Annotated in this window: 26 protein-coding genes; 11 read left to right on the top strand and 15 right to left on the bottom strand. The window is 52.4% G+C overall.

Annotated elements, in window-relative coordinates; genetic code table 11:
• Positions 1-9 precede the first annotated feature (9 nt).
• From J4685_RS22685 to J4685_RS11895, 8 genes are all read right to left on the bottom strand, one after another.
• Positions 10-915, bottom strand: coding sequence for a hypothetical protein (locus J4685_RS22685; protein ID WP_234832371.1), 906 nt, complete (start codon positions 913-915; stop codon positions 10-12).
• A 699-nt stretch (positions 916-1,614) separates the two neighbouring features.
• A complete protein-coding gene (locus tag J4685_RS22555; protein WP_023211745.1) occupies positions 1,615-2,142 on the bottom strand; it encodes a hypothetical protein in 528 nt (175 codons plus the stop codon).
• Positions 2,085-2,525, bottom strand: coding sequence for a hypothetical protein (locus J4685_RS22550; protein WP_023211746.1), 441 nt, complete (start codon positions 2,523-2,525; stop codon positions 2,085-2,087). Before J4685_RS22550 ends, J4685_RS22555 begins: the two co-directional genes overlap by 58 nt.
• A gap of 20 nt (positions 2,526-2,545) precedes the next feature.
• Positions 2,546-3,958 (bottom strand): cell division protein FtsP, encoded by a 1,413-nt coding sequence (gene ftsP, locus J4685_RS11915; RefSeq protein ID WP_000010658.1) that lies wholly within the window; start codon positions 3,956-3,958, stop codon positions 2,546-2,548.
• A 73-nt stretch (positions 3,959-4,031) separates the two neighbouring features.
• On the bottom strand, positions 4,032-4,769 hold the full coding sequence (gene plsC / locus J4685_RS11910; RefSeq protein WP_000965730.1) for a 1-acylglycerol-3-phosphate O-acyltransferase: 738 nt from the start codon (positions 4,767-4,769) through the stop codon (positions 4,032-4,034).
• Between the two features lie 256 nt (positions 4,770-5,025).
• Complete coding sequence (parC, locus tag J4685_RS11905) at positions 5,026-7,284, bottom strand: DNA topoisomerase IV subunit A (RefSeq protein ID WP_001281858.1); 2,259 nt, start codon at positions 7,282-7,284, stop codon at positions 5,026-5,028.
• Positions 7,285-7,394: 110 nt separating this feature from the next.
• On the bottom strand, positions 7,395-8,261 hold the full coding sequence (locus J4685_RS11900) for a GyrI-like domain-containing protein (protein ID WP_000998785.1): 867 nt from the start codon (positions 8,259-8,261) through the stop codon (positions 7,395-7,397).
• A 71-nt stretch (positions 8,262-8,332) separates the two neighbouring features.
• Positions 8,333-8,725: a YgiW/YdeI family stress tolerance OB fold protein gene (locus J4685_RS11895; protein ID WP_000731552.1), complete on the bottom strand. Its 393-nt coding sequence runs from the start codon at positions 8,723-8,725 to the stop codon at positions 8,333-8,335.
• Positions 8,726-8,876: 151 nt separating this feature from the next.
• Here J4685_RS11895 and qseB point away from each other — a divergent pair, with 151 nt between their 5' ends.
• The 4 genes from qseB to J4685_RS11875 all read left to right on the top strand — a co-directional run bounded on the left by qseB (position 8,877) and on the right by J4685_RS11875 (position 11,916).
• Positions 8,877-9,536 carry a quorum sensing response regulator transcription factor QseB gene (gene qseB / locus J4685_RS11890; protein WP_001221574.1) on the top strand — a complete coding sequence of 220 codons (660 nt, stop codon included), beginning with the start codon at positions 8,877-8,879 and terminating at the stop codon, positions 9,534-9,536.
• Positions 9,533-10,882 (top strand): quorum sensing histidine kinase QseC, encoded by a 1,350-nt coding sequence (gene qseC, locus J4685_RS11885; protein WP_000779335.1) that lies wholly within the window; start codon positions 9,533-9,535, stop codon positions 10,880-10,882. The genes qseB and qseC overlap by 4 nt, the downstream gene beginning before the upstream one ends.
• Before the next feature lie 106 nt (positions 10,883-10,988).
• Positions 10,989-11,570 carry an NAD(P)H-dependent oxidoreductase gene (locus tag J4685_RS11880; RefSeq protein ID WP_000065416.1) on the top strand — a complete coding sequence of 194 codons (582 nt, stop codon included), beginning with the start codon at positions 10,989-10,991 and terminating at the stop codon, positions 11,568-11,570.
• A gap of 31 nt (positions 11,571-11,601) precedes the next feature.
• A complete protein-coding gene (locus tag J4685_RS11875) occupies positions 11,602-11,916 on the top strand; it encodes a putative quinol monooxygenase (RefSeq protein WP_000958587.1) in 315 nt (104 codons plus the stop codon).
• Between the two features lie 124 nt (positions 11,917-12,040).
• Here J4685_RS11875 and parE read toward each other — a convergent pair whose 3' ends face one another.
• Genes parE through nudF form a run of 5 tightly spaced genes read right to left on the bottom strand, consistent with a single transcriptional unit; the run spans position 12,041 to position 16,445 of the window.
• Positions 12,041-13,933 carry a DNA topoisomerase IV subunit B gene (gene parE / locus J4685_RS11870; protein ID WP_000195318.1) on the bottom strand — a complete coding sequence of 631 codons (1,893 nt, stop codon included), beginning with the start codon at positions 13,931-13,933 and terminating at the stop codon, positions 12,041-12,043.
• A gap of 27 nt (positions 13,934-13,960) precedes the next feature.
• Positions 13,961-14,542, bottom strand: coding sequence for an esterase YqiA (gene yqiA, locus J4685_RS11865; protein ID WP_000105725.1), 582 nt, complete (start codon positions 14,540-14,542; stop codon positions 13,961-13,963).
• Positions 14,542-15,369: a 3',5'-cyclic-AMP phosphodiesterase gene (cpdA, locus tag J4685_RS11860; RefSeq protein WP_000444733.1), complete on the bottom strand. Its 828-nt coding sequence runs from the start codon at positions 15,367-15,369 to the stop codon at positions 14,542-14,544. Before cpdA ends, yqiA begins: the two co-directional genes overlap by 1 nt.
• A gap of 24 nt (positions 15,370-15,393) precedes the next feature.
• On the bottom strand, positions 15,394-15,816 hold the full coding sequence (locus tag J4685_RS11855) for a DUF1249 family protein (protein WP_000833404.1): 423 nt from the start codon (positions 15,814-15,816) through the stop codon (positions 15,394-15,396).
• A complete protein-coding gene (nudF, locus tag J4685_RS11850; RefSeq protein ID WP_001231952.1) occupies positions 15,813-16,445 on the bottom strand; it encodes an ADP-ribose diphosphatase in 633 nt (210 codons plus the stop codon). The genes J4685_RS11855 and nudF overlap by 4 nt, the downstream gene beginning before the upstream one ends.
• 200 nt (positions 16,446-16,645) lie before the next feature.
• Here nudF and tolC point away from each other — a divergent pair, with 200 nt between their 5' ends.
• From tolC to J4685_RS11835, 3 genes are all read left to right on the top strand, one after another.
• Positions 16,646-18,121, top strand: a complete 1,476-nt coding sequence (gene tolC / locus J4685_RS11845; protein WP_011233183.1) for an outer membrane channel protein TolC — start codon at positions 16,646-16,648, stop codon at positions 18,119-18,121.
• A 212-nt stretch (positions 18,122-18,333) separates the two neighbouring features.
• A complete protein-coding gene (locus J4685_RS11840) occupies positions 18,334-19,005 on the top strand; it encodes a DUF1190 family protein (protein WP_000831524.1) in 672 nt (223 codons plus the stop codon).
• Positions 19,006-19,010: 5 nt separating this feature from the next.
• A complete protein-coding gene (locus J4685_RS11835) occupies positions 19,011-20,174 on the top strand; it encodes a glutathionylspermidine synthase family protein (protein WP_000442833.1) in 1,164 nt (387 codons plus the stop codon).
• A 61-nt stretch (positions 20,175-20,235) separates the two neighbouring features.
• Here the strand turns inward: J4685_RS11835 and ygiD are convergent, their stop codons facing one another.
• Positions 20,236-21,024, bottom strand: a complete 789-nt coding sequence (gene ygiD / locus J4685_RS11830) for a 4,5-DOPA dioxygenase extradiol (RefSeq protein ID WP_016504940.1) — start codon at positions 21,022-21,024, stop codon at positions 20,236-20,238.
• A gap of 140 nt (positions 21,025-21,164) precedes the next feature.
• On the opposite strand from ygiD, the gene zupT reads away from it, so the two are divergent.
• On the top strand, positions 21,165-21,938 hold the full coding sequence (gene zupT, locus J4685_RS11825; RefSeq protein ID WP_000115869.1) for a zinc transporter ZupT: 774 nt from the start codon (positions 21,165-21,167) through the stop codon (positions 21,936-21,938).
• Between the two features lie 66 nt (positions 21,939-22,004).
• On the opposite strand, the gene J4685_RS22650 is transcribed toward zupT, so the two are convergent.
• Positions 22,005-22,181, bottom strand: coding sequence for a hypothetical protein (locus tag J4685_RS22650; protein WP_000469259.1), 177 nt, complete (start codon positions 22,179-22,181; stop codon positions 22,005-22,007).
• A gap of 279 nt (positions 22,182-22,460) precedes the next feature.
• Here J4685_RS22650 and J4685_RS11820 point away from each other — a divergent pair, with 279 nt between their 5' ends.
• Genes J4685_RS11820 through dsbI form a run of 3 tightly spaced genes read left to right on the top strand, consistent with a single transcriptional unit; the run spans position 22,461 to position 25,640 of the window.
• On the top strand, positions 22,461-24,257 hold the full coding sequence (locus J4685_RS11820) for an aryl-sulfate sulfotransferase (RefSeq protein WP_000460262.1): 1,797 nt from the start codon (positions 22,461-22,463) through the stop codon (positions 24,255-24,257).
• 19 nt (positions 24,258-24,276) lie between these two features.
• Positions 24,277-24,948, top strand: a complete 672-nt coding sequence (locus J4685_RS11815; RefSeq protein ID WP_000096232.1) for a thiol:disulfide interchange protein DsbA/DsbL — start codon at positions 24,277-24,279, stop codon at positions 24,946-24,948.
• Positions 24,949-24,962: 14 nt separating this feature from the next.
• Positions 24,963-25,640: a protein-disulfide oxidoreductase DsbI gene (dsbI, locus tag J4685_RS11810; RefSeq protein ID WP_000345576.1), complete on the top strand. Its 678-nt coding sequence runs from the start codon at positions 24,963-24,965 to the stop codon at positions 25,638-25,640.
• Positions 25,641-25,749 lie beyond the last annotated feature (109 nt).

Genomic DNA, 25,749 nt, shown 5'->3' with positions numbered 1-25,749 from the left:
TTCCTTTAGTCACTTCGCGACTGGACACAGCGCATTCAGCCTTTGTCGCGTATCGTGTAGTACTTGTTCGCTCCCCACTACTAAAGCATTCAACACCTCACGCAATTGCTCACAGGAAAGCCCAGCCTGTAAAAAAGCGGCAGGAAACGTCGGTGTCCAGGGAAGATAGTGGGCGATTTGCTCGTTGGATAACGCTTTCTGCGCTTGCATCGCCTTAATGATCTGTATCAGCAATGCGTTCTCTAACGCTCCACCACGCAGTCGTAATATGGCCTGATGCAGAGGCTCATTATTTCCGTCTTCCATTGCTCGTTTCCAGTCCACCACGTTTGCATCAATAAGCGATTGAATCATTGCCAAATCGCCATTGCTCAGTATGAAAGTGAGCAGGCTTTCACGATCCCACCCCTCAATAGGCGGTGTGATCAATATTTCTGGATTATGGGTTACCTCGCTTATTAGCGATTTCGTTTTGGCTAACAACACCATCGCTTCGAGCCTGCGCAGAGGAATAGTGGGCGGATGTTTCTGCCAAAAATAAGCAACCAACTCGGTGTTACGTTGGATAATGGGATAAATATAGACAGCATCATTCAACAGTTCTGGCATAATATTCAGCAATAGCTGACTAATTTCTAGTCTGTACTGCTCGCGATACTGTGATATATAGTTAGATTTATAAAGCGTCAGCAGTGGATTTTCTTTACGAGCAACAATGTTGCGATTCTCTCTGGCGGAAGATGTCTCGCCCACCAGTTGCTGGCTAAAAAAGCGTACTATCGGTACGTTATGTTGGCGAAGAGCGGTAGCAAATGGCGTATAAAGAAATTCGGCGTTCGGGATCGCCGCTTCAGGGCAAGATTCTGCCGCTGTCAAAAATGGCGAAATACCTCTTATTTTAGCCAGATAACGCAATAAATTTTCCGGTGTATCGCGGTGTTCTGCAGCCAGCGTCAAAACACTTGCCAATTGATAACAAGATGCATCCTGCAAAACCTGAACATCCTCCTTCGCGCGCTCAAACAGTCGGGTAATTTTATAGTTATCCCAGTCTTCACCAATGTGGTGCCATAATCGCGGGCCGTCCATCACATAAACGAAAACGAACAAAAAAATAGTATGGGACACGATAGTTCCCAGTATAAAAAATGGAGACTCTCGACCAGAAAAAATAGCAATTATTATCGAGGGCAGCAATCCTGATATCAATAAATATACGATATAAATATCTTTTGAATCGATCCAGAATAATCCTCCCCACACTACACAGACAACTCTCACCTGCGGAAGAACAACACACAAGAAAACCCGCCGATAGCGCAAAGAATCAAATGCGCCGACAATCAACCTCAATAATATAACGCCGTAAATACCCCACGCGCTCATCAATATTACTGAATCCCACATCATCCACGCAAATGATTCAACCATAAAGCATCCTTACTTCCCATGCTCATTACTGAGTTCAAATTCCTCGTTCCTATTTTCTGATAACACAGCGAGCTAAACGCACTAATAACTATAGTCAATACAATGATTGTATATATTGCCCGGCACGGTGGATATTATCATCAACAACAAACTCCATCCGTTTCCCAAATTCATTATTGCCCGCTATTTTTCCTGATGATAAAACACATCAAACTCAAACTGCCATGAGAAAGGTTCCGGTTTGTTGCTATTATCAAAGGCAACGGCTTGTGCATACAGTTCGTCCGTCAATAATTCCGGCACGACGCTAATCAAACTGGTACAAATATCTCGCGCCAAAAGTTGTTGTTGCAGAAAAGTTTGTTCATCAGCCGTACTATCATTAAAAACACGATTCAGTAGGTCCAATAATGGATTGTTTTGTAAAAGCTGATACCGATATTGCTTTGCCTGTACAGAATCGCCAATAAACCAGGAGGCAAACGCCCCATCAGCAGGACGATTAAGCCGGTCAATAGCCAAAACCAACCAAATTTTTTCAGTTCCGTCCGCAATATCAAAAGGGGAAATGCGTTTTGCGAGATGCTCAATCCGCCTATTCGTCCACCAATCCCCTGCGTTTTGCGGCTGCATGGCTTGCGACATCAAATGATTTAAAAAAACGCGGTCATCAGTCGTATCGATTTTTCGTAACAGCGTTTCTTCCGCCACCTGCTGTGCCTGATAGGCATCGCGCCGATGATGCCTCTCGAGAATATCCCCATGTGCGCCAACAACAACAGCAATACGACCACATGGCACCCGGCCCAAAGATGGTGTGGTTGGCGTAATCGGTGGCTAACCAGTAGCGCCAGCAATAAACTGAGCCCCAGCATCCACCCTGCGCCAATCGGGAAGAAAAGCGTTTCATCATCCGCAGCAAACCATAGCAAAAGAACCAGCGCAATCTGTGGCAAAGCCATCCACAGCAACACGCGACGAGGCGTTTGGAACAAAAAAGCCAGGCAAATAACAACGAAGAGCAGAATAAGATAGCCGCCTGTAGTAAACATCCAGAACGTCAGTAGCCGCCATCCCTCTTCATTGATTCTCATCGAATATCCCTGGTTCGCCTTTACGACGCCGGATTCACCAGCATTTGCCCAATCGAGCCGCGATCAGCCATTTCCAGCGTCTGGCTGTTGAAATAGAACGGGAAGTGCGGCCAGGACGGCTGACCGTAGTAGACCAGCAATTCGACTTGCCCATCCACCCAGACGGTATCTTTCCAGCCTCTATCTTCCGGGAACGGCATAGCGCCGTTGACGTTACGAATCAGGAAAGAGACGCCCTCAATATGGAACGACTGCGGCATATCGGCGCGTACCGTCCAGCGCTCCCAGGTGCCTTGTTGGGCGGTAATATCAATGCGATTCACATCCCATAGTTGGCCGTTAATCCCCGGATCGTCGCCAAGACTGATGTCCCGACTGCGGACAGGCGCGCCGCTCATGATCTCCGTCGGCAACAGACGCATCGGCAGATTATCGGTCACCAGCGGCAGCAATCCGGTTGGCCGTAACGTCAGCACCAGGGTCGAAACCAGAATACTGGAAGGCTCAAAGAAACCGCGAATCCGATCGACTATGCTGGCCGCTTCCCCGCAGGTGATCGAGACTTCGTCGCCGTTGGTCATATCAACCAGGATTTCACGTCGCTCGCCGGGCGCCAGTGACAACTGTTTGACGGAAACCGGCGCAGGTAAAAAGCCCTGATCGCCTGAAATCACATGCAGCGCCCGGCCATCGCTCATCTGAAGCTGATAGCGCCGCGAGTTCGAGGCGTTCAACAACCGTAACCGCACCCAGCCGCGGGACACTTCGACATAGGGGCTTTGCGCGCCGTTCACCAGCAGCGTATCGCCGACAAAACCACCGCTTCCCGGTTCGCTGTACTCCGGCGTCCCAAAGTTATCCAGCCGTTTATCCTGGATAATGACGGGAAAATCATCCACGCCGTAATGGTTCGGAATGGGCAGCGTTTTACTGATGTCGTCTTCGACCAGCCACATTCCGGCCAGGCCGTTATACACCTGCTGCGCAGTGCGGTTAGGCGTGTTAGCGTGATACCACAGCGTCGCGGCGCTCTGACGAATCGGCAACACCGGCGCCCAGTCCGCGTTCGGCGACATCATACGCGCCGGACCACCCATCAGCGGCCCCGGCACCAGTAAACCAGCAACCGTCATGGAGACATTTTCCGCCAGGCGGTTGCTATAGATGAGTTTAACGTCATCGCCTTTCCAGACGCGGATTGTCGGCCCCAGATAACGACCGTTCACTCCCCAGACCGGCGCGCGCGTGCCTTGCGTAAAGGACCAGTGCGCTCGCTGTAGCGTCATAAACAACGGCTGCCCGCGACGGGACTCCAGCAACGGCGGAACAGGCAACGGCTGTTGCTGACCGGCAGCATTCGCCCTGAGGGGAATCGCGCCTGCACATAGTGCGATTCCCGATGCCTGAAGAAACTGACGCCGACTGAATGACATATAAGCTCCATGTAAAACAGGCTAAAGAGTTGTGCCTGAAAAAATGATTTCTACAATAACAGAGTAAGGCTGCTTAAACCTTACCGGTCGCTTCACGTTCCGCAACCTCTTTATCAAGTTCCGCGATTTTTTGCTCCATTAACGCACGGCAGTGGGCCGCCAGCTCACGAACCTGATCTTTACCATATTCGCTGACGTCGACTGGCGGCAGCATTTCCACAATAACCAGTCCGTTGTTCAGGCGGTTTAGATTGACTTTGTTAGAGGTGTTGGAAACGCAGACAGGAATGATCGGCACACCAGCCGCGATAGCCGCATGAAACGCGCCGGTTTTAAACGGCAGCAGACCGCGTCCCCGGCTACGCGTACCTTCAGGGAACATCCAGATAGAAATACGGCGCTTTTTAAAATGGTTAACTACTGCCGCAATGGTGCTATGCGCTTTGGCGCGGTTATTACGGTCAATCAACAGATTACCGGTCAGCCAGTACAGTTGCCCAAAAAACGGGATCCAAAGCAGGCTTTTTTTCCCCACCGTCACCGTTGGCGGCTGCACAATATTCGCCGCCGTGACCATATCATAATTATTCTGATGGTTAGCAATATAGATAGCATTGCCATAGTTTTCCGCATCGGCGGGTTTGCGGCACTCCACTTTCAGGCCAAACAGCGGGGCCAGACGACCGAACATATGTCCAAACGTCGCCACGTGTTTTGGGTTACGTGGGCTGAAAAGGCAGTAAATAGAACCGAAAACACAGACCAGAATGGAGTAAATAACGGTAACAATAAGACGAAAAATATATAGCATAACAACCTCTGAAGGCCTAAGAGCCCGGCATTCTACGTCACCTGAAATTCAGGTTAGGATTTTGGTAAGTGTGGCTCTCTGGAAAAACGTATTGTTAATCGCAATGCACGAATAAACAACGGTTTTACGGGAAATTTTAATGTTAATCCGATCTGAAACCGTAGGCCGGATAAGACGCTACTGCGTCGTCATCCGGCAACGGCAGAGCGCCGGATGGCGGCTTAGATGCCTTGTCCGGCCTACGGGCGCCCCTATCTTACTCTTCGCTGTCGCCATGACTTACGCGATGCGGCGAATCAATCTCAATGCGATCGATACGCTGCAGGCCGCGCATTAATGTGCCACGGCGTCCGCGTTCACCGACCACCTTTTGTAACTCTTCAGGGCGCAGTTTGATTTTGCGCTTCCCGACATGGATAGTCAGAGTGCTTTGTGGCGGCAGCACGTACAGGTGCGCCAGTCCATCATCGCCTTTCGCCGCTTCCGCAGAGGGGATATTAATGATCTTATTGCCTTTGCCTTTCGACAGCTGCGGCAGAGAGTCTACCGGGAACATCAACATCCGTCCGGCCTGGGTAATCGCCAGCAGCATATCGTGCTCGTCTTTAATCACCAGCGGCGGCATGACGTGCGCATTTTCCGGCAGTGTAATCAACGTCTTACCGGCACGGTTACGGGCAACCAGATCGTTAAACGTACAAACGAAGCCGTAGCCCGCATCCGACGCCATCAGCAGTTTCTGGTCATCGCCTTCCATCAGCATATGCTCTACGGTCGCCCCCGGCGGCAGCGTGAGTTTGCCGGTCAGCGGCTCGCCCTGCCCACGCGCCGAGGGAAGCGTAATGGGATCAATAGCATAGCTGCGCCCGGTGGTATCAATAAACACCACCGGTTGATTGCTCTTACCTTTCACCGCGGCTTTAAAGCTGTCGCCCGCTTTATAGTTAAGCCCCGGCGCATCAATATCATGACCTTTGGCGCTGCGCACCCAGCCCATCTGCGACAGCACGATAGTCACCGGTTCGGACGGCAGCATATCGTGTTCGCTCATCGCTTTAGCTTCTTCGCGCTCACGCAGCGGAGAACGGCGATCGTCGCCATAGGCATCGGAATCTGCCTGTAGCTCTTTTTTCAGCAAGGTATTCATTTTGCGTTCGGACGCGAGAATGCCCTGCAACTGGTCACGCTCTTTTTCCAGCTCGTCCTGCTCACCGCGAATTTTCATCTCTTCCAGTTTGGCGAGATGACGCAGTTTCAGTTCGAGAATCGCTTCCGCCTGGGTTTCGCTGATGCCGAAACGCGACATCAGCGCGGGTTTCGGCTCATCCTCGTTACGGATAATCTCGATCACTTCGTCGATGTTGAGAAACGCCACCAGCAGACCTTCGAGGATATGCAGGCGCTTGAGAACCTTCTCCAGACGATAGTTGAGGCGACGACGTACCGTGTCGCGGCGGAACGCCAGCCACTCGGTGAGGATCTCCAGCAGGTTTTTCACCGCCGGACGACCATCCAGACCGATCATGTTCAGGTTAATACGGTAGCTTTTTTCCAGATCGGTGGTGGCGAACAGATGGTTCATCACCTGTTCCATATCCACACGGTTGGAGCGTGGCACAATCACTAAACGCGTCGGGTTTTCGTGATCCGATTCATCGCGCAGATCGTCCACCATCGGCAGTTTTTTATTACGAATCTGCGCAGCAATCTGCTCCAGCACTTTCGCGCCAGAGACCTGATGCGGCAGCGCGGTGATCACCACGGCGCCGTCTTCTTTGGTCCATACCGCGCGCATACGCACGGAGCCACGCCCGTTTTCGTAAATTTTACGAATTTCCGCACGTGGGGTAATGATCTCCGCTTCGGTCGGGTAATCCGGCCCCTGGACGATATCCAGCAACTGATCCAGCGTCGTTTTCGGCTGTTCAATCAGCGTAATCGCCGCTTTCGCCACTTCGCGCAGGTTGTGCGGCGGGATATCTGTTGCCATGCCCACCGCTATACCGGTGGTGCCATTCAGCAGGATGTTCGGCAGACGCGCCGGTAACATTTTCGGTTCCTGCATCGTGCCGTCGAAGTTTGGCACCCAGTCCGCCGTCCCCTGACCGAGTTCGCTTAACAGCAGCTCGGCATATTTGGACAGGCGAGATTCGGTATAACGCATTGCCGCGAATGACTTCGGATCATCCGGCGCGCCCCAGTTTCCCTGGCCATCGACCAGCGGGTAACGGTAAGAGAACGGCTGCGCCATCAGCACCATGGCTTCATAGCAGGCGCTGTCGCCGTGCGGATGATACTTACCCAGTACGTCACCGACGGTACGGGCGGATTTTTTAAATTTAGCGCTGGCGTTCAGCCCCAGCTCTGACATCGCATAGACGATGCGGCGCTGTACCGGCTTCAGGCCGTCGCCAATAAACGGCAACGCACGATCCATGATCACGTACATGGAGTAGTTTAAGTAGGCGTTTTCCGTAAATTCATGTAGCGCAAGGCGCTCTGCCATATCGCTCATTAACAGGGGATCCTCAATCTGCATGCTGACCGTTCGGACGGCAATATTGCCGCAGATAATACCCTATCTCACGGTCTGAGTCACAAACCGTGAGCCAGGTGACGAGGAAGTTAACGAAGCGGCAGATAGATATCCGTCAGCAGCTCATGTTCCGCCACCTCATTGACGAAATTCAGGTACTGGAAGAAGACCGGAAAATCGCGCAGCGTCTCGCCGCTGGCCGGTAGCCATTCGCGGAATAAATACCACACGCTCTCCGGGAGGCTGTCGAGCGATCCCTGATGGCGCACCACCGCGCAGCGCCCGCCAGGAATCTCGCTATTCACCACGCCAACGTCATTTTCGGCTATCGGCTGGCGGACGCTGCCGCAGATATCAAAGCGGAATTGATCCGGCGGCGTCGTCTGCGGGTCGTGCCAGGCAATACCAAAGGTTTGACTGCTGGCAATCGGCGACTGCCCCGTTTCGCGCCGCCATGCAATAAATTTCGCCGCGCTGGCGTTGACCTTATCCGGATGCCCCAGATGCGTCAGCATCGCGACGCGGGTAGGTAGAAATTCAACGATTTTTACGTCCATGACATGCTGCTCCTGTAACGCAAGTTTAGGAACGCGTTGGTGCCAGGCCAGCCAGTCCGGCGATTGCCGAAACCGGCGCGGGCTTTGACCAAACGCGGTTTTGAAAGCACGTGTGAACGACTCCGGATTCTGAAATCCGGCATCCAGCGCGATATCGATAACTTTATCTTGCGGGTTAAACGCCAGCCGCCATGACGCCCGGCGCAAACGCAGCCACTGGATATAGCGATAGAGCGGAAGCCCGCTCCAGGCAGTAAACTGCCGGTGAAAATGAAACGGCGAGCTGTGCGCCATCCGGCTTAACGCCTCAATCGACAGAGGCTCATCCAGATGACGCTCAATGTGGTCGCAAACGCGCCGCAGACGTTCGGAATAAGCCGCGCTGATCAGGTCATTCATCACTGCCTCCTTGTGGCCTATTCTGCCCACCGGGCGGCTGTGAATCCTGACCGATCTTGCGCAATGTGGGATTACGGATTCACTTTACGAATCTGTTTTACGTCGATTTCGACAGAGTTCCAGTCTTTATCCACTTCGCCCTGAATTTCAACGGTATCCTGCGGGGTTACGGTCAGGCCGTTCCAACGCTTGTGGTCAATATCCACATTGATAGTACCGGTCGCATCTTTAAACACATACAGGTCGTCGGAAATGCGCTCGACGATATTCCCGCGCAGCGTTACCCACGCATCGTCACGCAGCGATTTAGCGCTCTCTACCGTCGTGCTGCTGCCGTTCGGGCCGACAAATCCGCCGCCTTGCGTTTGCGTCGCCGACGGGCCGGAGAAACCGCCCTGCTGAGCCGCCAGAACCGGGGTAGAACACAGTGCCATAACGGCAACGATTGCAGCTAATTTTTTCATGATTACTTTTCCCTTTCATGTCGTTTCAGATCCATTTAATAAGGTAATCCTTAACAACTTCTTAAGGCAAAAAAAGAATCTTTTTTTCTGTACATCGCCTGCGGCGACAAGGTTAACTGACGGCAACGCGAGTTACCGCAAGGAAGAACAGATGCGAATTTTACTGGTAGAAGATGACACACTTATTGGCGATGGCATAAAAGCGGGCCTGAGTAAAATGGGTTTCAGCGTCGACTGGTTTACCGAGGGACGTCCGGGCAAAGAGGCGCTTTACAGCGCGCCTTATGATGCGGTTATTTTAGATTTGACGCTGCCAGGCATGGACGGACGGGATATTTTGCGCGAATGGCGCGAAAAGGGTAAACAGGAACCGGTACTGATCCTGACGGCGCGCGACGCGTTAGCAGAGCGCGTCGAGGGGCTACGTCTGGGCGCCGATGACTATTTATGTAAACCTTTCGCGCTCATTGAGGTCGCCGCCCGTCTGGAGGCGCTGGTACGCCGCGCCAGCGGTCAGGCCAGTAGCGAATTGCGCCACGGCCAGGTGACGCTCAATCCAGGCAATCTCGTCGCGACGCTTGCCGGCGAACCTCTGGCCCTAAAACCAAAAGAGTTCGCGTTGCTGGAACTCTTACTGCGCAACAAAGGTCGCGTGCTGCCGCGCAAGCTTATTGAAGAGAAGCTGTATAACTGGGATGACGACGTGTCCAGCAATGCAGTGGAAGTCCATGTTCATCATTTACGCCGCAAGCTCGGCAGCGAATTTATTCGCACCGTACACGGCATCGGCTACACCCTGGGTGACGCATGAAATTGACGCAACGTCTCAGCCTACGCGTCAGGCTGACGCTTATTTTCCTGATTCTGGTCTCCATCACTTGGGCAATTTCCAGTTTTGTGGCCTGGAGAAAGACGACGGATAATGTCGACGAGCTGTTTGACACACAGTTGATGTTGTTCGCCAGACGGCTTAGCACCCTCGATCTTAACGAGATCAACGCCCCGCAGCGCATGGCGCATACGCCAAAGAAATTAAAACATGGGCATATCGATGACGATGCGCTGGCGTTCGCCATCTTTTCCGCTTACGGCAAAATGTTGCTGCATGATGGCGACAACGGCCAGGATATTCCGTATCGCTATCGCCGGGAAGGTTTCGACAATGGCTATCTGAAGGATGACAACGACCTCTGGCGTTTTTTGTGGTTGAACTCGGCGGACGGTAAGTATCGTATCGTCGTCGGTCAGGAGTGGGATTACCGCGAAGATATGGCGCTGGCGATCGTGGCGGCGCAATTAACGCCGTGGCTGATCGCCCTTCCCTTCATGCTGCTGATTTTATTACTCCTGCTTCACCGCGAGCTCAGACCGTTGAAAAAACTGGCGCAGGCGCTACGCTTCCGGTCGCCGGAATCGGAAACGCCGCTCGACGCCAAAGGCGTACCGAGCGAGGTTCGCCCACTGGTCGAAGCACTTAATCAGCTTTTTAGTCGCATCCACTCCATGATGGTGCGCGAACGGCGATTTACCTCCGACGCCGCCCATGAATTGCGCAGCCCGCTGGCCGCGCTGAAAGTACAAACCGAGGTGGCACAGCTCTCGGGCGACGATCCGCTATCGCGTGATAAAGCGCTGACCCAGCTCCATGCGGGGATCGATCGCGCCACACGGCTGGTCGATCAGCTACTGACGTTGTCGCGCCTCGACTCGCTCAATAATTTGCAGGATGTGGCGGAGATTTCGCTGGAAGAGCTGCTGCAGTCCGCGGTAATGGATATTTATCATCCGGCGCAGCAGGCGAATATCGACGTGCGTTTACAGCTTAACGCCCATGACGTCATACGTACCGGCCAGCCGCTACTCTTAAGCCTGTTAGTGCGTAACCTGCTGGATAATGCGATTCGCTACAGTCCGCAAGGCAGCGTCGTCGACGTTACCTTACATGCCCGCAGCTTCACCGTCAGAGATAATGGCCCTGGTGTAGCGCCAGAGATTCTGACGCATATCGGCGAGCGTTTTTACCGCCCGCCTGGCCAAAGTGTGACCGGCAGCGGTCTGGGATTATCAATCGTCCGTCGCATCGCTACGCTGCACGGCATGACGGTGTCGTTTGGCAACGCCGCGGAAGGTGGATTTGAGGCCGTAGTAAGTTGGTAACACAGACTTTTGCCAAAAACGCAAAAGACTTTGCACATTTTGCTAATTTCACCGCACCGCCCGTCAGCGTAGAATCAGCAGCAAACGCATTTCTTGAGGACACAAAATGAGTAACATCCTGATTATCAACGGGGCGAAAAAATTCGCGCACTCCAACGGCCAGTTAAATGACACCCTGACCGAAGTTGCCGATGGGCTTCTGCGCGATCTGGGTCATCAGGTTAAGATCGTCCGCGCCGACAGCGACTATGACATTAAAGAAGAGGTGCAGAATTTCGTCTGGGCTGACGTGGTGATTTGGCAGATGCCTGGCTGGTGGATGGGCGCGCCATGGACCGTAAAAAAATATATGGATGATGTCTTTACCGAAGGTCACGGCACGCTCTATGCCAGCGATGGCCGCACGCGTTCCGATGCCGCTAAAAAGTACGGTTCCGGCGGTCTGGTGCAGGGGAAAAAATATATGCTGTCACTGACGTGGAACGCGCCGATGGAAGCATTTACCGAAAAAGATCAGTTTTTCCACGGCGTAGGCGTAGATGGCGTCTATCTGCCCTTCCATAAAGCCAACCAGTTCCTGGGCATGGACGCGCTGCCAACGTTTATTGCCAACGACGTGATTAAAATGCCGGATGTTCCGCGCTATACCGCAGAATATCGCAAGCATCTGAGCGAAATTTTTGCTTAACTGGTCATCCTGGAATTAGAAGGAGTTAACCATGCTTACCGTCATTGCCGAAATTCGCACGCGTCCGGGCCAACATCACCGTCAGGCCGTCCTCGACCAGTTTGCGAAAATTATTCCAACCGTTCTTAAAGAAGAGGGGTGCCACGGTTACGCGCCGATGGTGGATCATGCCGCGGGCGTGAGTTTTCAGACTCTGGCGCCTGACTCGATCGTGATGATTGAACAGTGGGAAAGCGTTGCGCACCTTGAGGCGCATCTGCAAACCCCGCATATGAAAGCCTACAGCGACGCGGTAAAAGACGATGTGCTGGAAATGAATATTCGTATTCTGGAATCCGGCGTTTAAGTTATTACCCTCGTCTGACGTCGCCCTGATGCGATGCGCAAGTGTCGCCATCAGGCTGCGGCGTCATGTCGGATTCGCTTATCCGGCCTGCGGCATGCAGACCGGATAAAGCGTGCAACAACCGTTACACGTCGAGATCCGCGAGATCGCCTTTTTCCTGTAGCCAGTTGCGTCGATCTTCAGAACGTTTCTTTGCCAGCAGCATATCCATCATCGCGTTAGTACGCTGATCGTCTTCATCGCTAATGGTGAGCTGCACCAGGCGGCGAGTATTTGGATCAAGCGTGGTTTCGCGTAACTGCATCGGGTTCATTTCACCCAGGCCTTTGAAACGCTGGACGTTCGGCTTGCCTTTCTTACGCTTCAGTTGTTCCAGTACGCCCGCCTTCTCTTCTTCCGTCAGCGCGTAATAGACCTCTTTACCCAAATCGATACGGTACAGCGGCGGTAGCGCGACGTAGACATGACCATTCTTCACCAGCGCGCGGAAATGTCTGACAAACAGCGCGCAAAGCAGCGTAGCGATATGCAAACCATCGGAGTCCGCATCCGCCAGGATACAGATCTTGCCGTAGCGCAGCTGACTCAGATCGTCGCTGTCCGGATCGATACCGATCGCCACGGAAATATCATGCACCTCTTGCGAGGCCAGCACTTCATCGGAAGAGACCTCCCAGGTGTTAAGGATCTTACCTTTGAGCGGCATGATCGCCTGATATTCGCGATCGCGCGCCTGCTTGGCGGAACCGCCCGCCGAATCCCCTTCCACAAGGAACAGCTCGGTCCGATTAAGATCCTGCGCGGTACAGTCCGCCAGTTTCCCCGGCAACGCCGGACCGCTGGTGAGCTTTTTGCGCACCACTTTTTTTGCGGCGCGCAGTCGCCGCTGCGCGCTGGCAATCGCCATCTCTGCCAGTTGTTCCGCCGCCTGCACGTTCTGGTTCAGCCACAGGCTGAAAGCATCTTTCACCACGCCGGAAACAAATGCCGCACATTGACGCGACGACAGACGCTCTTTAGTCTGCCCGGCAAATTGCGGGTCCTGCATTTTCACGGAGAGCACATAAGCGCAGCGATCCCAGATATCTTCCGCCGACAGTTTGACGCCGCGCGGCAGAATATTGCGGTATTCGCAAAATTCGCGCATCGCGTCGAGCAGGCCCTGGCGCAGACCGTTGACGTGCGTCCCCCCCTGCATGGTCGGGATCAGGTTGACGTAGCTTTCCGTCAGTAATTCGCCGCCTTCCGGCAGCCACAATAGCGCCCAGTCAACCGCTTCCGTTTCACCGTTAAAATTACCGATAAACGGCTTTTCCGGCAGCGTCGGCAGGCCGTTTACCGCTTCGCCCAGATAGTCGTTCAGACCATCCTGGTAGCACCAGCGCTGCTCGCTGTTATTCACTTCATCTTTAAAAGTGATTTCCACGCCGGGACACAGCACCGCTTTTGCTTTCAGAACGTGCATTAAGCGAGAGACAGAAAAACGCGGGCTGTCGAAGAAACTTTCGTCCGGCCAGAAATGGACGCTGGTGCCAGTATTACGTTTACCGCAGGTGCCGACAACCTGCAAATCCTGCACTTTCTCGCCGTTTTCAAACGCGATGTTATAGACCTGACCGTCGCGGCGCACGGTCACTTCCACGCGCTTTGACAGGGCATTCACGACCGAAATCCCCACCCCATGCAGACCACCAGAGAACTGATAGTTCTTATTGGAGAATTTACCGCCGGCATGAAGCCGACAGAGGATCAGTTCTACCGCCGGAACCCCCTCTTCCGGATGGATATCCACCGGCATCCCGCGTCCGTCGTCAATCACTTCCAGCGATTGATCGGCATGTAAAATGACATCCACGCGTTTGGCGTGACCTGCCAGTGCTTCATCCACACTATTATCAATTACTTCCTGACCCAAATGGTTGGGGCGGGTCGTATCGGTGTACATCCCCGGGCGGCGGCGTACCGGCTCAAGCCCAGTGAGCACCTCAATAGCATCAGCGTTATAAGTTTGCGTCATGGTTTAATTAGCAATTCGAATTGATTGTCAGCAACTGTGCAGTCCAAGAAAATCGACAATCTGGTTGAAATAATCTTCGAAGCCCGTGAATGCGTGATTACCACCCTCGGTCACTGTCTGACGGCAGGAGGCGTAATATGCCACCGCCTGGCGGTAATCCAGCACTTCATCGCCCGTCTGTTGCAGTAGCCAGATCAGGTCCGGCGCTTCCAGCGGGTCAATCTGCATGACTTTAAGATCATAAATATGGCGAGACTCTAGCACATATTGCTGCCCGGTGTAGGGGTTCTCGTTCTGACCGAGATAGTCGGTCAGTAATTCAAAGGGCCGCACGGCGGGATTCACCACCACAGCCGGCAGCATAAAACATTGCGACAGCCAGGTGGCGTAATAACCACCCAGCGACGATCCTACCAGCCCTAATGGCGCACCGCCATGCTCAAGTACGAGAGATTCCAGCAACTCCGCCGCATCGGCAGGATACGGCGGTAGTTGAGGGACGATCATCTCAACATGCGGATGACGCTCCGCCAGCCAGTTTTTTAGCTGGCACGCTTTTGCCGAGCGAGGGGAACTGTTGAATCCGTGCAAATAGAGAAGCGTAGACATCAGTATCCTTCCGAAGCGGTATCGGGTCGGAACCGGGTATCCTGCAGGCGATGCACTTCCGTCTCCAGGACGCCGTTCGCCTGGAGCTCCAGCGTACGCCAGCCCGGCGCGATAGTATCCAGCGTAAAGTTCGCGCAGTGCGGTTTGAACTGTACGCAGGTTGACGGCGACGCCAACAGACGGCGACCGTTCCAGTCAAGATCCAGCTCCTGGTGAATATGCCCGCATAACAGATATTTTACACACGGGAAATTCGCCAGCACGCTATCCAGCTCACCAGCATTACGCAAGCTGTGCTGATCCAGCCAACTGCACCCTGCCGGCAACGGATGGTGGTGCAACAGGAGCAATGTCTGTCTCTCTGGCGCATCGGCGAGCTTACGCTCAAGCCATTCCAGTTGGAACTCGCTCAGTTCGCCATGCGGGACGCCAAACACCTGGCTATCCAGCAACAAAATCTGCCATTGTTCACCGATTAACACGCGTTTAGCCGGGGAAATCCCCGCCTCTTGCAGCGCGCTGTACATTGCCGGCTGAAAATCATGATTGCCCGGTAGCCAAACGCAAGGCGCGCGAAAGCTTGCGATACCCTCAGCAAAATGCTGATAAGCCGCAGCGGATTGATCCTGCGCCAGATCGCCGGTGGCCACGATCAGATCATATTCATACTGTTGCGCCCGAATAGCCTCCAGCACGGCCTGGTAACTTTCCCAGGTATTGACGCCTAACAGCGTTTCATGCTTTTCGGCAAACAGGTGAGTATCTGTAATTTGTAAAATCCTGACTCGGGCCTCACCAGCCAGAGGTAGGGTTAACAGGCTTTCCAAATGGTGTCCTTAGGTTTCACGACGCTAATAAACCGGAATCGCCATCGCTCCATGTGCTAAACAGAATCGTAGCCAGTCGGCCAGAAACTGATTAATTTGATGCTTTTCGTCGCGTTGATGCAACTTTTTATTTGGATAATCATACCGCGCTTTGAAGCGAAAGATCTGCTGGCTTGAACACACTTCAGCCACCATCGCATCATGGTAGAGGCGCACCGTCAGCGACGGCAGGCTCCAGTAGGTGATGGCTGGCGCCGTTTGCTCAATCGTTACAAGCGTAGTGTATCGGGTCGATTCCACAATCGTTAACCGATATTGTACGTTGCCCACCTGATAGCTCACCGTTTCACCGGGGGCGTCATTGCGCGGCAGCAGGCGGCGCAATTGCGAAAAATTGGTTTCGCACAAACGCATCATTTCTGGGAAGTCAGGTGTATAACGCTTCATTTTTTCCACTCGTTTTTTAACTCTTGATGATGCAACTGAAGCCATTGCAAAGCGATGACTGCGGCTGCGTTGTCGATTTTCCCCTCTTCTACCCACTGGTATGCCTGTTCCCGGCTTACCACATGAACCCGAATATCTTCGTTTTCATCCGCCAGACCATGAATACCTACCGCGGTCGTGGCGTCCACTTCACCCACCAGAATAGATGAGCGCTCGCTGGTTCCTCCTGGGCTCGCCAGGTAACTGATGACCGGTCGGGTGCGGCCTACGGTCAGCCCCGCTTCTTCCATCGCCTCCCGCCGGGCGACCGCCTCAATGGTTTCGCCTTCTTCTATCATGCCGGCGACCATCTCCAGCAGCCACGGCGTAACGCTTGTGTCATACGCGGCAATACGAATCTGTTCGACCAGCACCACCTCGTCACGTTCAGGGTCAAAGGGTAGCAAGACGGCGGCGTGCCCGCGCTCAAAAATTTCGCGCTTTACCTCGCCACTCATTTCTCCGTTGAATAAACGATGGCGGAATCGATACACATCCAATGAAAAAAAACCGCGATAGCGCGTTTCCCGTGCAATAATTTCTACATCGCTTTTGGTGAAAGTAACTGGCAAGTTGTCTGATTTACGCATTGTGCTGCCCTGCTAGCAATAATGATTAAATGATGAATTTCAAGGGTGGTTGACTGCTGTTTTATCACCCTTGTGGTAAATTGGTGCCAATTAAGGCTCGTATGGCACGTAACGCCAACTTTTTGCAGTGGCGGATTCTGCTAGAATCAGCAATTATTTTTACAAATTGATCAGCGCTAAATACTGCTTCACAACAAGGAATGCAAATGAAGAAATTGCTCCCCATCCTTATCGGCCTGAGCCTGTCGGGGTTCAGCACACTAAGCCAGGCAGAGAACCTGATGCAAGTTTATCAGCAAGCACGCCTGAGCAACCCGGAATTGCGTAAATCCGCTGCCGATCGCGATGCTGCATTCGAAAAAATTAACGAAGCGCGTAGTCCTTTACTGCCGCAACTGGGTTTGGGTGCCGACTACACCTACAGCAACGGTTATCGCGATGCGAACGGTATCAACTCCAATGAAACCAGCGCTTCCCTGCAATTAACGCAGACACTGTTTGATATGTCGAAATGGCGTGGGCTCACCCTGCAAGAAAAAGCAGCAGGCATTCAGGATGTCACCTATCAGACCGATCAGCAGACGCTGATCCTCAATACCGCGAACGCGTATTTTAAGGTATTGAACGCTATTGATGTGCTTTCTTATACCCAGGCACAAAAAGAGGCTATCTACCGTCAGTTAGATCAAACGACGCAACGTTTTAACGTGGGTCTGGTCGCCATTACCGATGTGCAAAACGCCCGTGCGCAATATGATACCGTACTGGCGAATGAAGTGACCGCCCGCAACAACCTGGATAACGCGGTAGAAGAGCTGCGCCAGGTAACCGGCAATTATTACCCGGAGCTGGCGTCGCTTAACGTCGAACATTTTAAAACCGACAAGCCTAAAGCTGTTAATGCGCTGCTGAAGGAAGCGGAAAACCGTAACCTGTCGCTGTTGCAGGCGCGTTTAAGTCAGGATCTGGCGCGCGAGCAAATCCGTCAGGCGCAGGATGGTCATCTGCCGACGCTGAATTTAACGGCCTCAACCGGCATTTCTGATACCTCTTATAGCGGTTCTAAAACCAACGCCGCCCAGTACGACGATAGCAACATGGGGCAGAATAAAATCGGCCTGAACTTCTCCCTGCCGCTGTATCAAGGCGGGATGGTTAACTCGCAGGTAAAACAGGCGCAGTATAACTTCGTCGGCGCAAGCGAACAGCTGGAAAGCGCGCACCGTAGCGTGGTGCAGACCGTACGTTCTTCCTTTAACAATATTAACGCCTCCATCAGCAGCATCAACGCGTATAAACAGGCAGTCGTTTCCGCGCAAAGTTCTTTGGATGCAATGGAAGCCGGTTACTCGGTCGGTACACGTACCATTGTTGACGTACTGGATGCCACCACCACTCTGTATGATGCCAAGCAGCAACTGGCCAACGCGCGTTATACCTATTTGATTAATCAGTTAAATATCAAATATGCGCTCGGTACGCTGAACGAGCAGGATCTGCTCGCGCTTAACAGTACGTTGGGTAAACCTATCCCGACGTCGCCGGAAAGCGTAGCGCCGGAAACGCCAGAGCAGGATGCTGCCGCAGACGGTTATAATGTCCATAGCGCTGCGCCGGCAGTACAGCCGACCGCCGCTCGCGCCAACAGCAATAACGGCAATCCATTCCGGCATTGATAAGTTATTCGCTGGCGCTGCGCTTATCAGACCTGTGCCCTTGTAGGTCTGGTAAGCGCGGCGCTACCTGTCATAAAGCCGCGCCTGAACGTAAGACAACGTAAAGATCCTGCTATTCCGCCGCATTCTCGCCTTTTCTCGCTTCAATTTCGACCAGTCATCCTCTATTCTGAACGCATGCTGTATTTACCACTGGGTCCTGGAAGACAAATATGAAACGGACAAAATCCATCCATCACGCATCATTTCGCAAAAGCTGGAGCGCGCGGCATTTAACGCCGGTCGCCCTGGCGGTTACGGCTGTTTTTATGCTGGCTGGCTGTGAAAAAAGCGATGAAACCGTATCGCTGTATCAAAACGCTGATGACTGTTCAGCGGCGAATCCGGGCAAAAGCGCGGAGTGTACAGCCGCGTATAACAATGCGCTGAAAGAGGCCGAACGTACTGCGCCTAAGTACGCTACACGCGAAGATTGCGTCGCCGAGTTTGGCGAAGGTCAGTGCCAGCAAGCGCCCGCACAGGCTGGCATGGCGCCGGAAAATCAGGCGCAGGCTCAACAATCCAGCGGCAGTTTCTGGATGCCGCTTATGGCAGGTTACATGATGGGGCGTCTGATGGGCGGCGGCGCAGGCTTTGCGCAACAGCCGCTGTTTAGCTCGAAAAACCCGGCCAGCCCTGCATACGGCAAATATACCGATGCGGCAGGTAAAAACTACGGCGCGGCGCAACCGGGCCGGACAATGACCGTACCGAAAACCGCGATGGCGCCGAAACCGGCCACCACAACAACCGTTACCCGCGGCGGTTTTGGCGAATCCGTCGCCAAACAGAGCACCATGCAGCGTAGCGCTGCCGGTACTTCAACACGTTCGATGGGCGGCTGATACGCATGGAAAGAGTCAGTATTACCGAGCGCCCGGACTGGCGCGATAAAGCGACTGAATACGGGTTTAATTTTCACACTATGTATGGTGAACCGTACTGGTGTGAAGACGCTTATTACAAGTTAACGCTCGCCCAGGTGGAAAAACTGGAAGACGTTACCGCCGAGCTGCACCAGATGTGCCTCAAGGTAGTAGAACGCGTCATCGCCAGCGATGAGCTGATGACGAAGTTTCGTATTCCAAAACATACCTGGGGTTTTGTTCGCCAGTCCTGGCAAACGCAACAACCGTCGCTCTATTCCCGCCTCGATCTGGCCTGGGACGGCATCGGCGAGCCTAAGCTGCTCGAAAATAATGCCGACACGCCAACGTCGCTGTATGAAGCGGCGTTTTTCCAGTGGATTTGGCTGGAAGATCAAATCAACGCGGGCAATCTGCCGGAAGGCAGCGATCAGTTTAATAGCCTGCAGGAAAAGCTGATTGAACGCTTTGCTGAACTTCGCGAACAGTACGGTTTTCAGTTGCTACATCTCACCTGCTGTCGCGATACGGTTGAGGATCGCGGCACCATTCAGTATTTACAGGATTGCGCGGCCGAAGCGGAAATCGCCACCGAATTTCTCTATATCGACGATATTGGTCTGGGGGAAAAAGGTCAATTTACGGATCTGCAGGATCAGGTCATTGCGAACCTGTTCAAGCTCTATCCGTGGGAATTTATGCTACGCGAGATGTTTTCCACCAAGCTGGAAGATGCCGGCGTGCGCTGGCTGGAACCGGCCTGGAAAAGCATTATCTCCAATAAAGCGTTATTGCCGCTGTTGTGGGAGATGTTCCCGGACCATCCGAATCTGTTGCCTGCGTATTTCGCCGAAGACGAACATCCGCCAATGGATAAATATGTCGTGAAACCGATCTTCTCCCGCGAAGGGGCGAACGTATCGATTATTGAGAACGGTAAAACGATCGAATCCGTGGAAGGCCCGTATGGCGAAGAGGGTATGATCGTGCAACAGTTCTATCCGCTGCCAAAATTCGGCGACAGTTACACCCTAATTGGTAGCTGGCTGATTAACGATCAACCCGCCGGAATTGGTATCCGTGAAGATCGGGCACTGATCACCCAGGATCTCTCCCGCTTCTATCCGCATATTTTTGTCGAAGGATAGATTTTCCTGTAAGCCCGATGCGCGTAGCGCCATCGGGCAATCATTCAGCGCCTTATCCGGCCTACCCCACCTGCACCGACAACATACTTATACTGCCCATCTCAATACCGTCGACCGGGATGGTGATAGGTTCCTTGCCGTCCCAGGCGCCAAGTACATACAGCAAAGACAAAAAGTGCTCCGGCGTCGGGTTCGATAAGGCGCCCCCTTCATGTTGCAGATAATTCACCAGCGGGTGCTGTTCTACCGGCCCCTGCCACGTCAGGTTAGCTTTCACAAAGTCATTAAATGACGCCGCCCAGGGATACGGTATATTGTCACCGTGCCAACGCACAGTCCGCAGGTTATGAACCACATTCCCGCTAGCCACCAGCATCACGCCTTCGTCACGCAGCGTCGCCAGTTTACGACCCATCTCAAAATGCCATGCCGCCGGTTTGGTACTATCAACACTAAGCTGCACCATCGGGATATCCGCATTCGGGTACATCTTGATCAATACGCCCCAGGAGCCGTGATCAAATCCCCACGCCTCTTTATCGAGCGCGACGGGAACGGGAGCCAACAGTTCAACCAGACGCTGCGCCAGCGCAGGCGATCCAGGGGCCGGATAATGCATGTCATACAGCGCCTGCGGAAAACCGCCAAAATCGTGGAGAGTTTGCGGCCTTTCCATCGCTGTGACGCCCGTCCCACGGGTATACCAGTGCGCCGACACCACCACTATCGCCTGTGGTCGCGGTAGGGCTTCCCCCAATCGCCGCCAGGCGCGGGTATAATCATTATCGTCCAGCACGTTCATCGGGCTGCCATGCCCCAAAAACAATGCTGGCATACACGTTAAAGACATGATGTTATCCTTACAGGAAAGACATTTTGTTAACATCACCATACGCTTTCTTCACAGAGGAAGAACTCAGATAACTATGATGAAGATCATCAGTTATTTTGAAGGTCAGGTTCGGACGGCAAATTGATAAGGAGTAATGGATGTCAGTACCACTTATTCTGACCTTACTGGCGGGCGCTGCCACCTTTATTGGCGCGTTTCTTGGCGTTCTTGGCCAAAAACCGTCTAACCGCATGCTGGCTTTTTCGCTGGGCTTCGCCGCAGGGATCATGCTGCTCATCTCGCTGATGGAGATGCTGCCCGCCGCGTTAGATACCGAGGGGATGTCGCCTGTACTGGGCTACGGGATGTTTATTATCGGCCTGTTGGGCTACTTCGGGCTGGATCGTCTGCTTCCTCACGCTCATCCGCAGGATCTGGTGCAAAAAAGGCAGCAGCCGCTTCCCGGCTCGATAAAACGCACTGCGATTTTATTGACGCTCGGCATTAGCCTGCACAACTTTCCGGAAGGAATCGCCACCTTTGTCACTGCCAGCAGCAATCTTGAACTGGGTTTCGGCATCGCACTGGCGGTGGCGTTGCACAATATTCCTGAAGGGCTGGCGGTTGCCGGCCCGGTTTATGCCGCGACGGGCTCAAAACGTACCGCGATTTTTTGGGCCGGTATCTCCGGCATGGCGGAAATTCTTGGCGGCGTGCTGGCGTGGCTGATTTTGGGCAGCCTGGTTTCACCGATCGTTATGGCGGCTATCATGGCAGCAGTCGCCGGCATTATGGTGGCGCTCTCCGTCGATGAACTGATGCCGTTGGCAAAAGAGATCGATCCTAACAATAACCCCAGCTATGGTGTGCTTTGCGGTATGTCCATCATGGGGCTCAGTCTCGTCATTTTGCAGACGATAGGTATCGGTTAAGAGCAACGTCGCGCCGGATGCAGGCCTTTAGCCAGGCAACATCCGGCTGCCCGTCAAGGATATGCGCTATTTCTGCTCATTCATCACGCTGTCGCCTTCGCTCGTCTGGCGAAAACGTTTCGTTCGCGCTTCAAGTAATGCATCTCTGTCTTGCCGAAACGCTCTGCAATAACGCTTCATATGGCAAATATACCCTACTACCACCAGAACGATTAATATTATCCAATACCAGGCAATAAACATCCTTTTTACCCTTAAAATTTAACATCACTAAACATTTAACGTTAAAATTTTACATACCCTTATTTTGACGTATTCATATACTGGCATATTTGTGGAACAAATAAATGATTTTGATCATATAAATCAGTGGTGAAACACAATAATGAAAGAGGTATTAAGCAGAAAACAATGTCGATAAGATCACACTTCGTACTAATTTATATTGTTCTTAAAATATCACACTCCTACTATCGACTCACTCAGGCAATTAAAAAAAGTTGTATATAAGGAGATATATCCATGTTTGACCAATACCGGAAAACAATACTTGCCGGCGCCGTCGCACTGACATGCGGACTCACCGCAGCCAGTACGTTTGCCGCAGGTTTTCAACCGGCGCAGCCCGCAGGGAAATTAGGCGCAGTCGTTGTCGATCCTTACGGTAATGCCCCTCTCACCGCACTGGTGGAATTAGATAGCCATATTATTTCAGACGTTAAAGTTACTGTACATGGCAAAGGGGAAAAAGGCGTTCCCGTTACTTATACCGTTGGGAAAGAGTCTTTAGAAACCTATGACGGTATTCCTATTTTTGGCCTTTATCAGAAATTTGCCAACAACGTCACGGTAGAATATAAAGAAAACGGCAAAGCCATGAAGGATGACTATGTGGTGCAGACGTCCGCCATCGTCAACCATTATATGGATAACCGTTCTATTTCAGATCTCCAGCAAACGAAAGTTATTAAAGTTGCGCCAGGATTTGAAGATCGCCTTTATCTGGTAAATACCCATACCTTTACGCCGCAGGGCGCTGAATTTCACTGGCACGGCGAAAAAGATAAAAATGCGGGCATTCTTGATGCCGGCCCGGCGGGCGGGGCTTTGCCTTTCGATATCGCCCCTTATACGTTTGTGGTCGACACCCAGGGTGAATACCGCTGGTGGCTGGATCAAGATACCTTCTACAACGGCCACGATATGAATATCAACAAACGTGGCTACCTGATGGGGATTCGTGAAACGCCTCGCGGCACCTTTACCGCGGTGCAGGGCCAACACTGGTACGAGTTTGACATGATGGGGCAAGTTCTTGCCGATCATAAACTGCCGCGCGGGTTCCTGGACGCATCTCATGAATCCATCGAAACCGTGAACGGTACCGTACTGCTGCGCGTCGGCAAACGCGATTACCGCAAAGAAGACGGCATACATGTTCATACTATTCGTGACCAAATCATTGAGGTTGATAAGTCTGGCCGCGTAGTAGACGTTTGGGATTTAACCAAAATCCTCGACCCTATGCGTGATGCGCTGCTCGGCGCGCTGGATGCGGGCGCAGTATGCGTGAACGTCGATCTGGCCCATGCCGGACAGCAGGCGAAACTCGAACCGGATACGCCGTATGGCGATGCGCTTGGCGTTGGTGCCGGTCGTAACTGGGCGCACGTCAACTCTATCGCTTATGACGCGAAAGACGACTCCATCATCCTTTCTTCCCGCCATCAGGGTATTGTAAAAATTGGTCGCGATAAGCAGGTGAAATGGATACTGGCACCGTCTAAAGGCTGGAATAAGCAGCTAGCCAGTAAATTGCTGAAACCGGTAGACGATCATGGTAAGCCGTTGACCTGTGACGAAAACGGCAAGTGTAAGGACACCGATTTCGATTTCACCTATACCCAACATACGGCATGGCTTTCCAGCAAAGGTACGTTAACGGTCTTTGATAACGGTGATGGTCGCGGCCTGGAGCAACCGGCTCTACCGACCATGAAATATTCCCGTTTTGTCGAATATAAGATCGATGAGAAGAAAGGCACCGTACAACAAGTTTGGGAATACGGTAAAGAACGTGGATATGATTTCTATAGTCCTATTACCTCGGTTGTTGAATATCAAAAAGACCGCGACACCATGTTCGGCTTTGGCGGTTCTATTAACCTGTTCGACGTTGGTAAACCAACAGTCGGCAAACTGAATGAGATTGACTATAAAACGAAAGAAGTGAAAGTTGAAATTGATGTGCTGTCGGATAAACCCAACCAGACTCACTATCGTGCGTTACTGGTACATCCAACACAAATGTTTAAATAAATCACGGGAAGGAATTAATATGTCATCTAAATGGATTACCTCTTTATTTAAAAGCGTAGTATTAACCGCGGCATTGGTCACTCCTTTTGCGGCATCGGCTTTTACCGAGGGCACAGATTATATGGTTCTGGAGAAACCAATTCCTAATGCGGATAAAACGCTGATTAAGGTATTTAGCTACGCCTGCCCTTTCTGCTACAAATATGACAAAGCCGTAACAGGTCCGGTTTCTGATAAAGTCGCCGATCTCGTTACGTTCACCCCGTTCCACCTGGAAACAAAAGGCGAATATGGCAAACAGGCCAGCGAAGTATTTGCAGTCCTGATCGCCAAAGATAAAGCTGCCGGGATTTCGTTATTTGATGCTAAATCACAATTCAAAAAAGCGAAGTTCGCCTGGTATACGGCTTACCATGATAAGAAAGAGCGCTGGTCAGATGGGAAAGATCCGGCGGCATTTATTAAAACCGGGCTGGACGCCGCAGGCATGAGCCAGGCTGATTTTGAAGCGGCGCTGAAAGATCCTGCCGTTCAGGAGACTCTGGAAAAATGGAAAGCAGCCTATGACGTTGCCAAAATTCAGGGTGTTCCGGCTTACGTCGTCAACGGCAAGTACCTTATCTACACCAAAAACATCAAATCCATCGATTCTATGGCTGAACTCGTTCGGGAACTGGCCACTAAAAAATAAGCAGGGAAACGATTATGGATTTTATTAAGGGATTATGGCGAGACCTACGCGCAAGACCAGTGGATACGCTGGTGAGATGGCAGGAACAGCGCTTTCTGTGGCTGTTAATGGCCATCGCGATGGGAGGATTAATTATCCTGGCGCACTCGTTCTTCCAAATCTACCTCTACATGGCACCGTGCGAGCAGTGTGTTTACATCCGTTACGCGATGTTTGTGATGGTAATTGGCGGGGTGATTGCGGCAATAAATCCCAAAAATATTGTGCTGAAGCTGATTGGCTGCATCGCGGCGTTTTATGGCAGCATTATGGGCATTAAGTTTTCTATTAAGCTTAATGGTATCCATCATGCGGTACATAATGCGGACCCCGATTCACTTTTTGGCGTGCAAGGATGTTCGACTGACCCGACCTTTCCTTTCAACTTACCGTTGGCGGAATGGGCGCCGGAGTGGTTTAAACCTACCGGAGACTGCGGTTATGACGCGCCTATCGTCCCTGATGGCGTAACGCTCAGTAGCGTACAGCAGTGGTTTGTCGATCTCTACCAGCAGTCCGAAGGCTGGTATCTGCTTCCGCCCTGGCACTTTATGAACATGGCGCAGGCATGTATGTTGGCCTTTGGGTTGTGCCTGATTCTGCTGCTGGTGATGAGCGGCGCCTGGGCATTGAAACTGGCCAGAGGCAAATAACCTGAATAGATAAACCAAAGCAGAGGTCTGCATTCAGGCCTCTGCTTTTCTCACAATAATTTTACCATTCAGCTTATTCGTCGTTCTTTGAAACTGAACAATATGGCAC

Source organism: Salmonella sp. 32100201201700099SM (assembly GCF_017572645.1).
Lineage (GTDB): Bacteria > Pseudomonadota > Gammaproteobacteria > Enterobacterales > Enterobacteriaceae > Salmonella > Salmonella enterica.
This window is presented reverse-complemented; position numbering and strand designations above follow the sequence as displayed.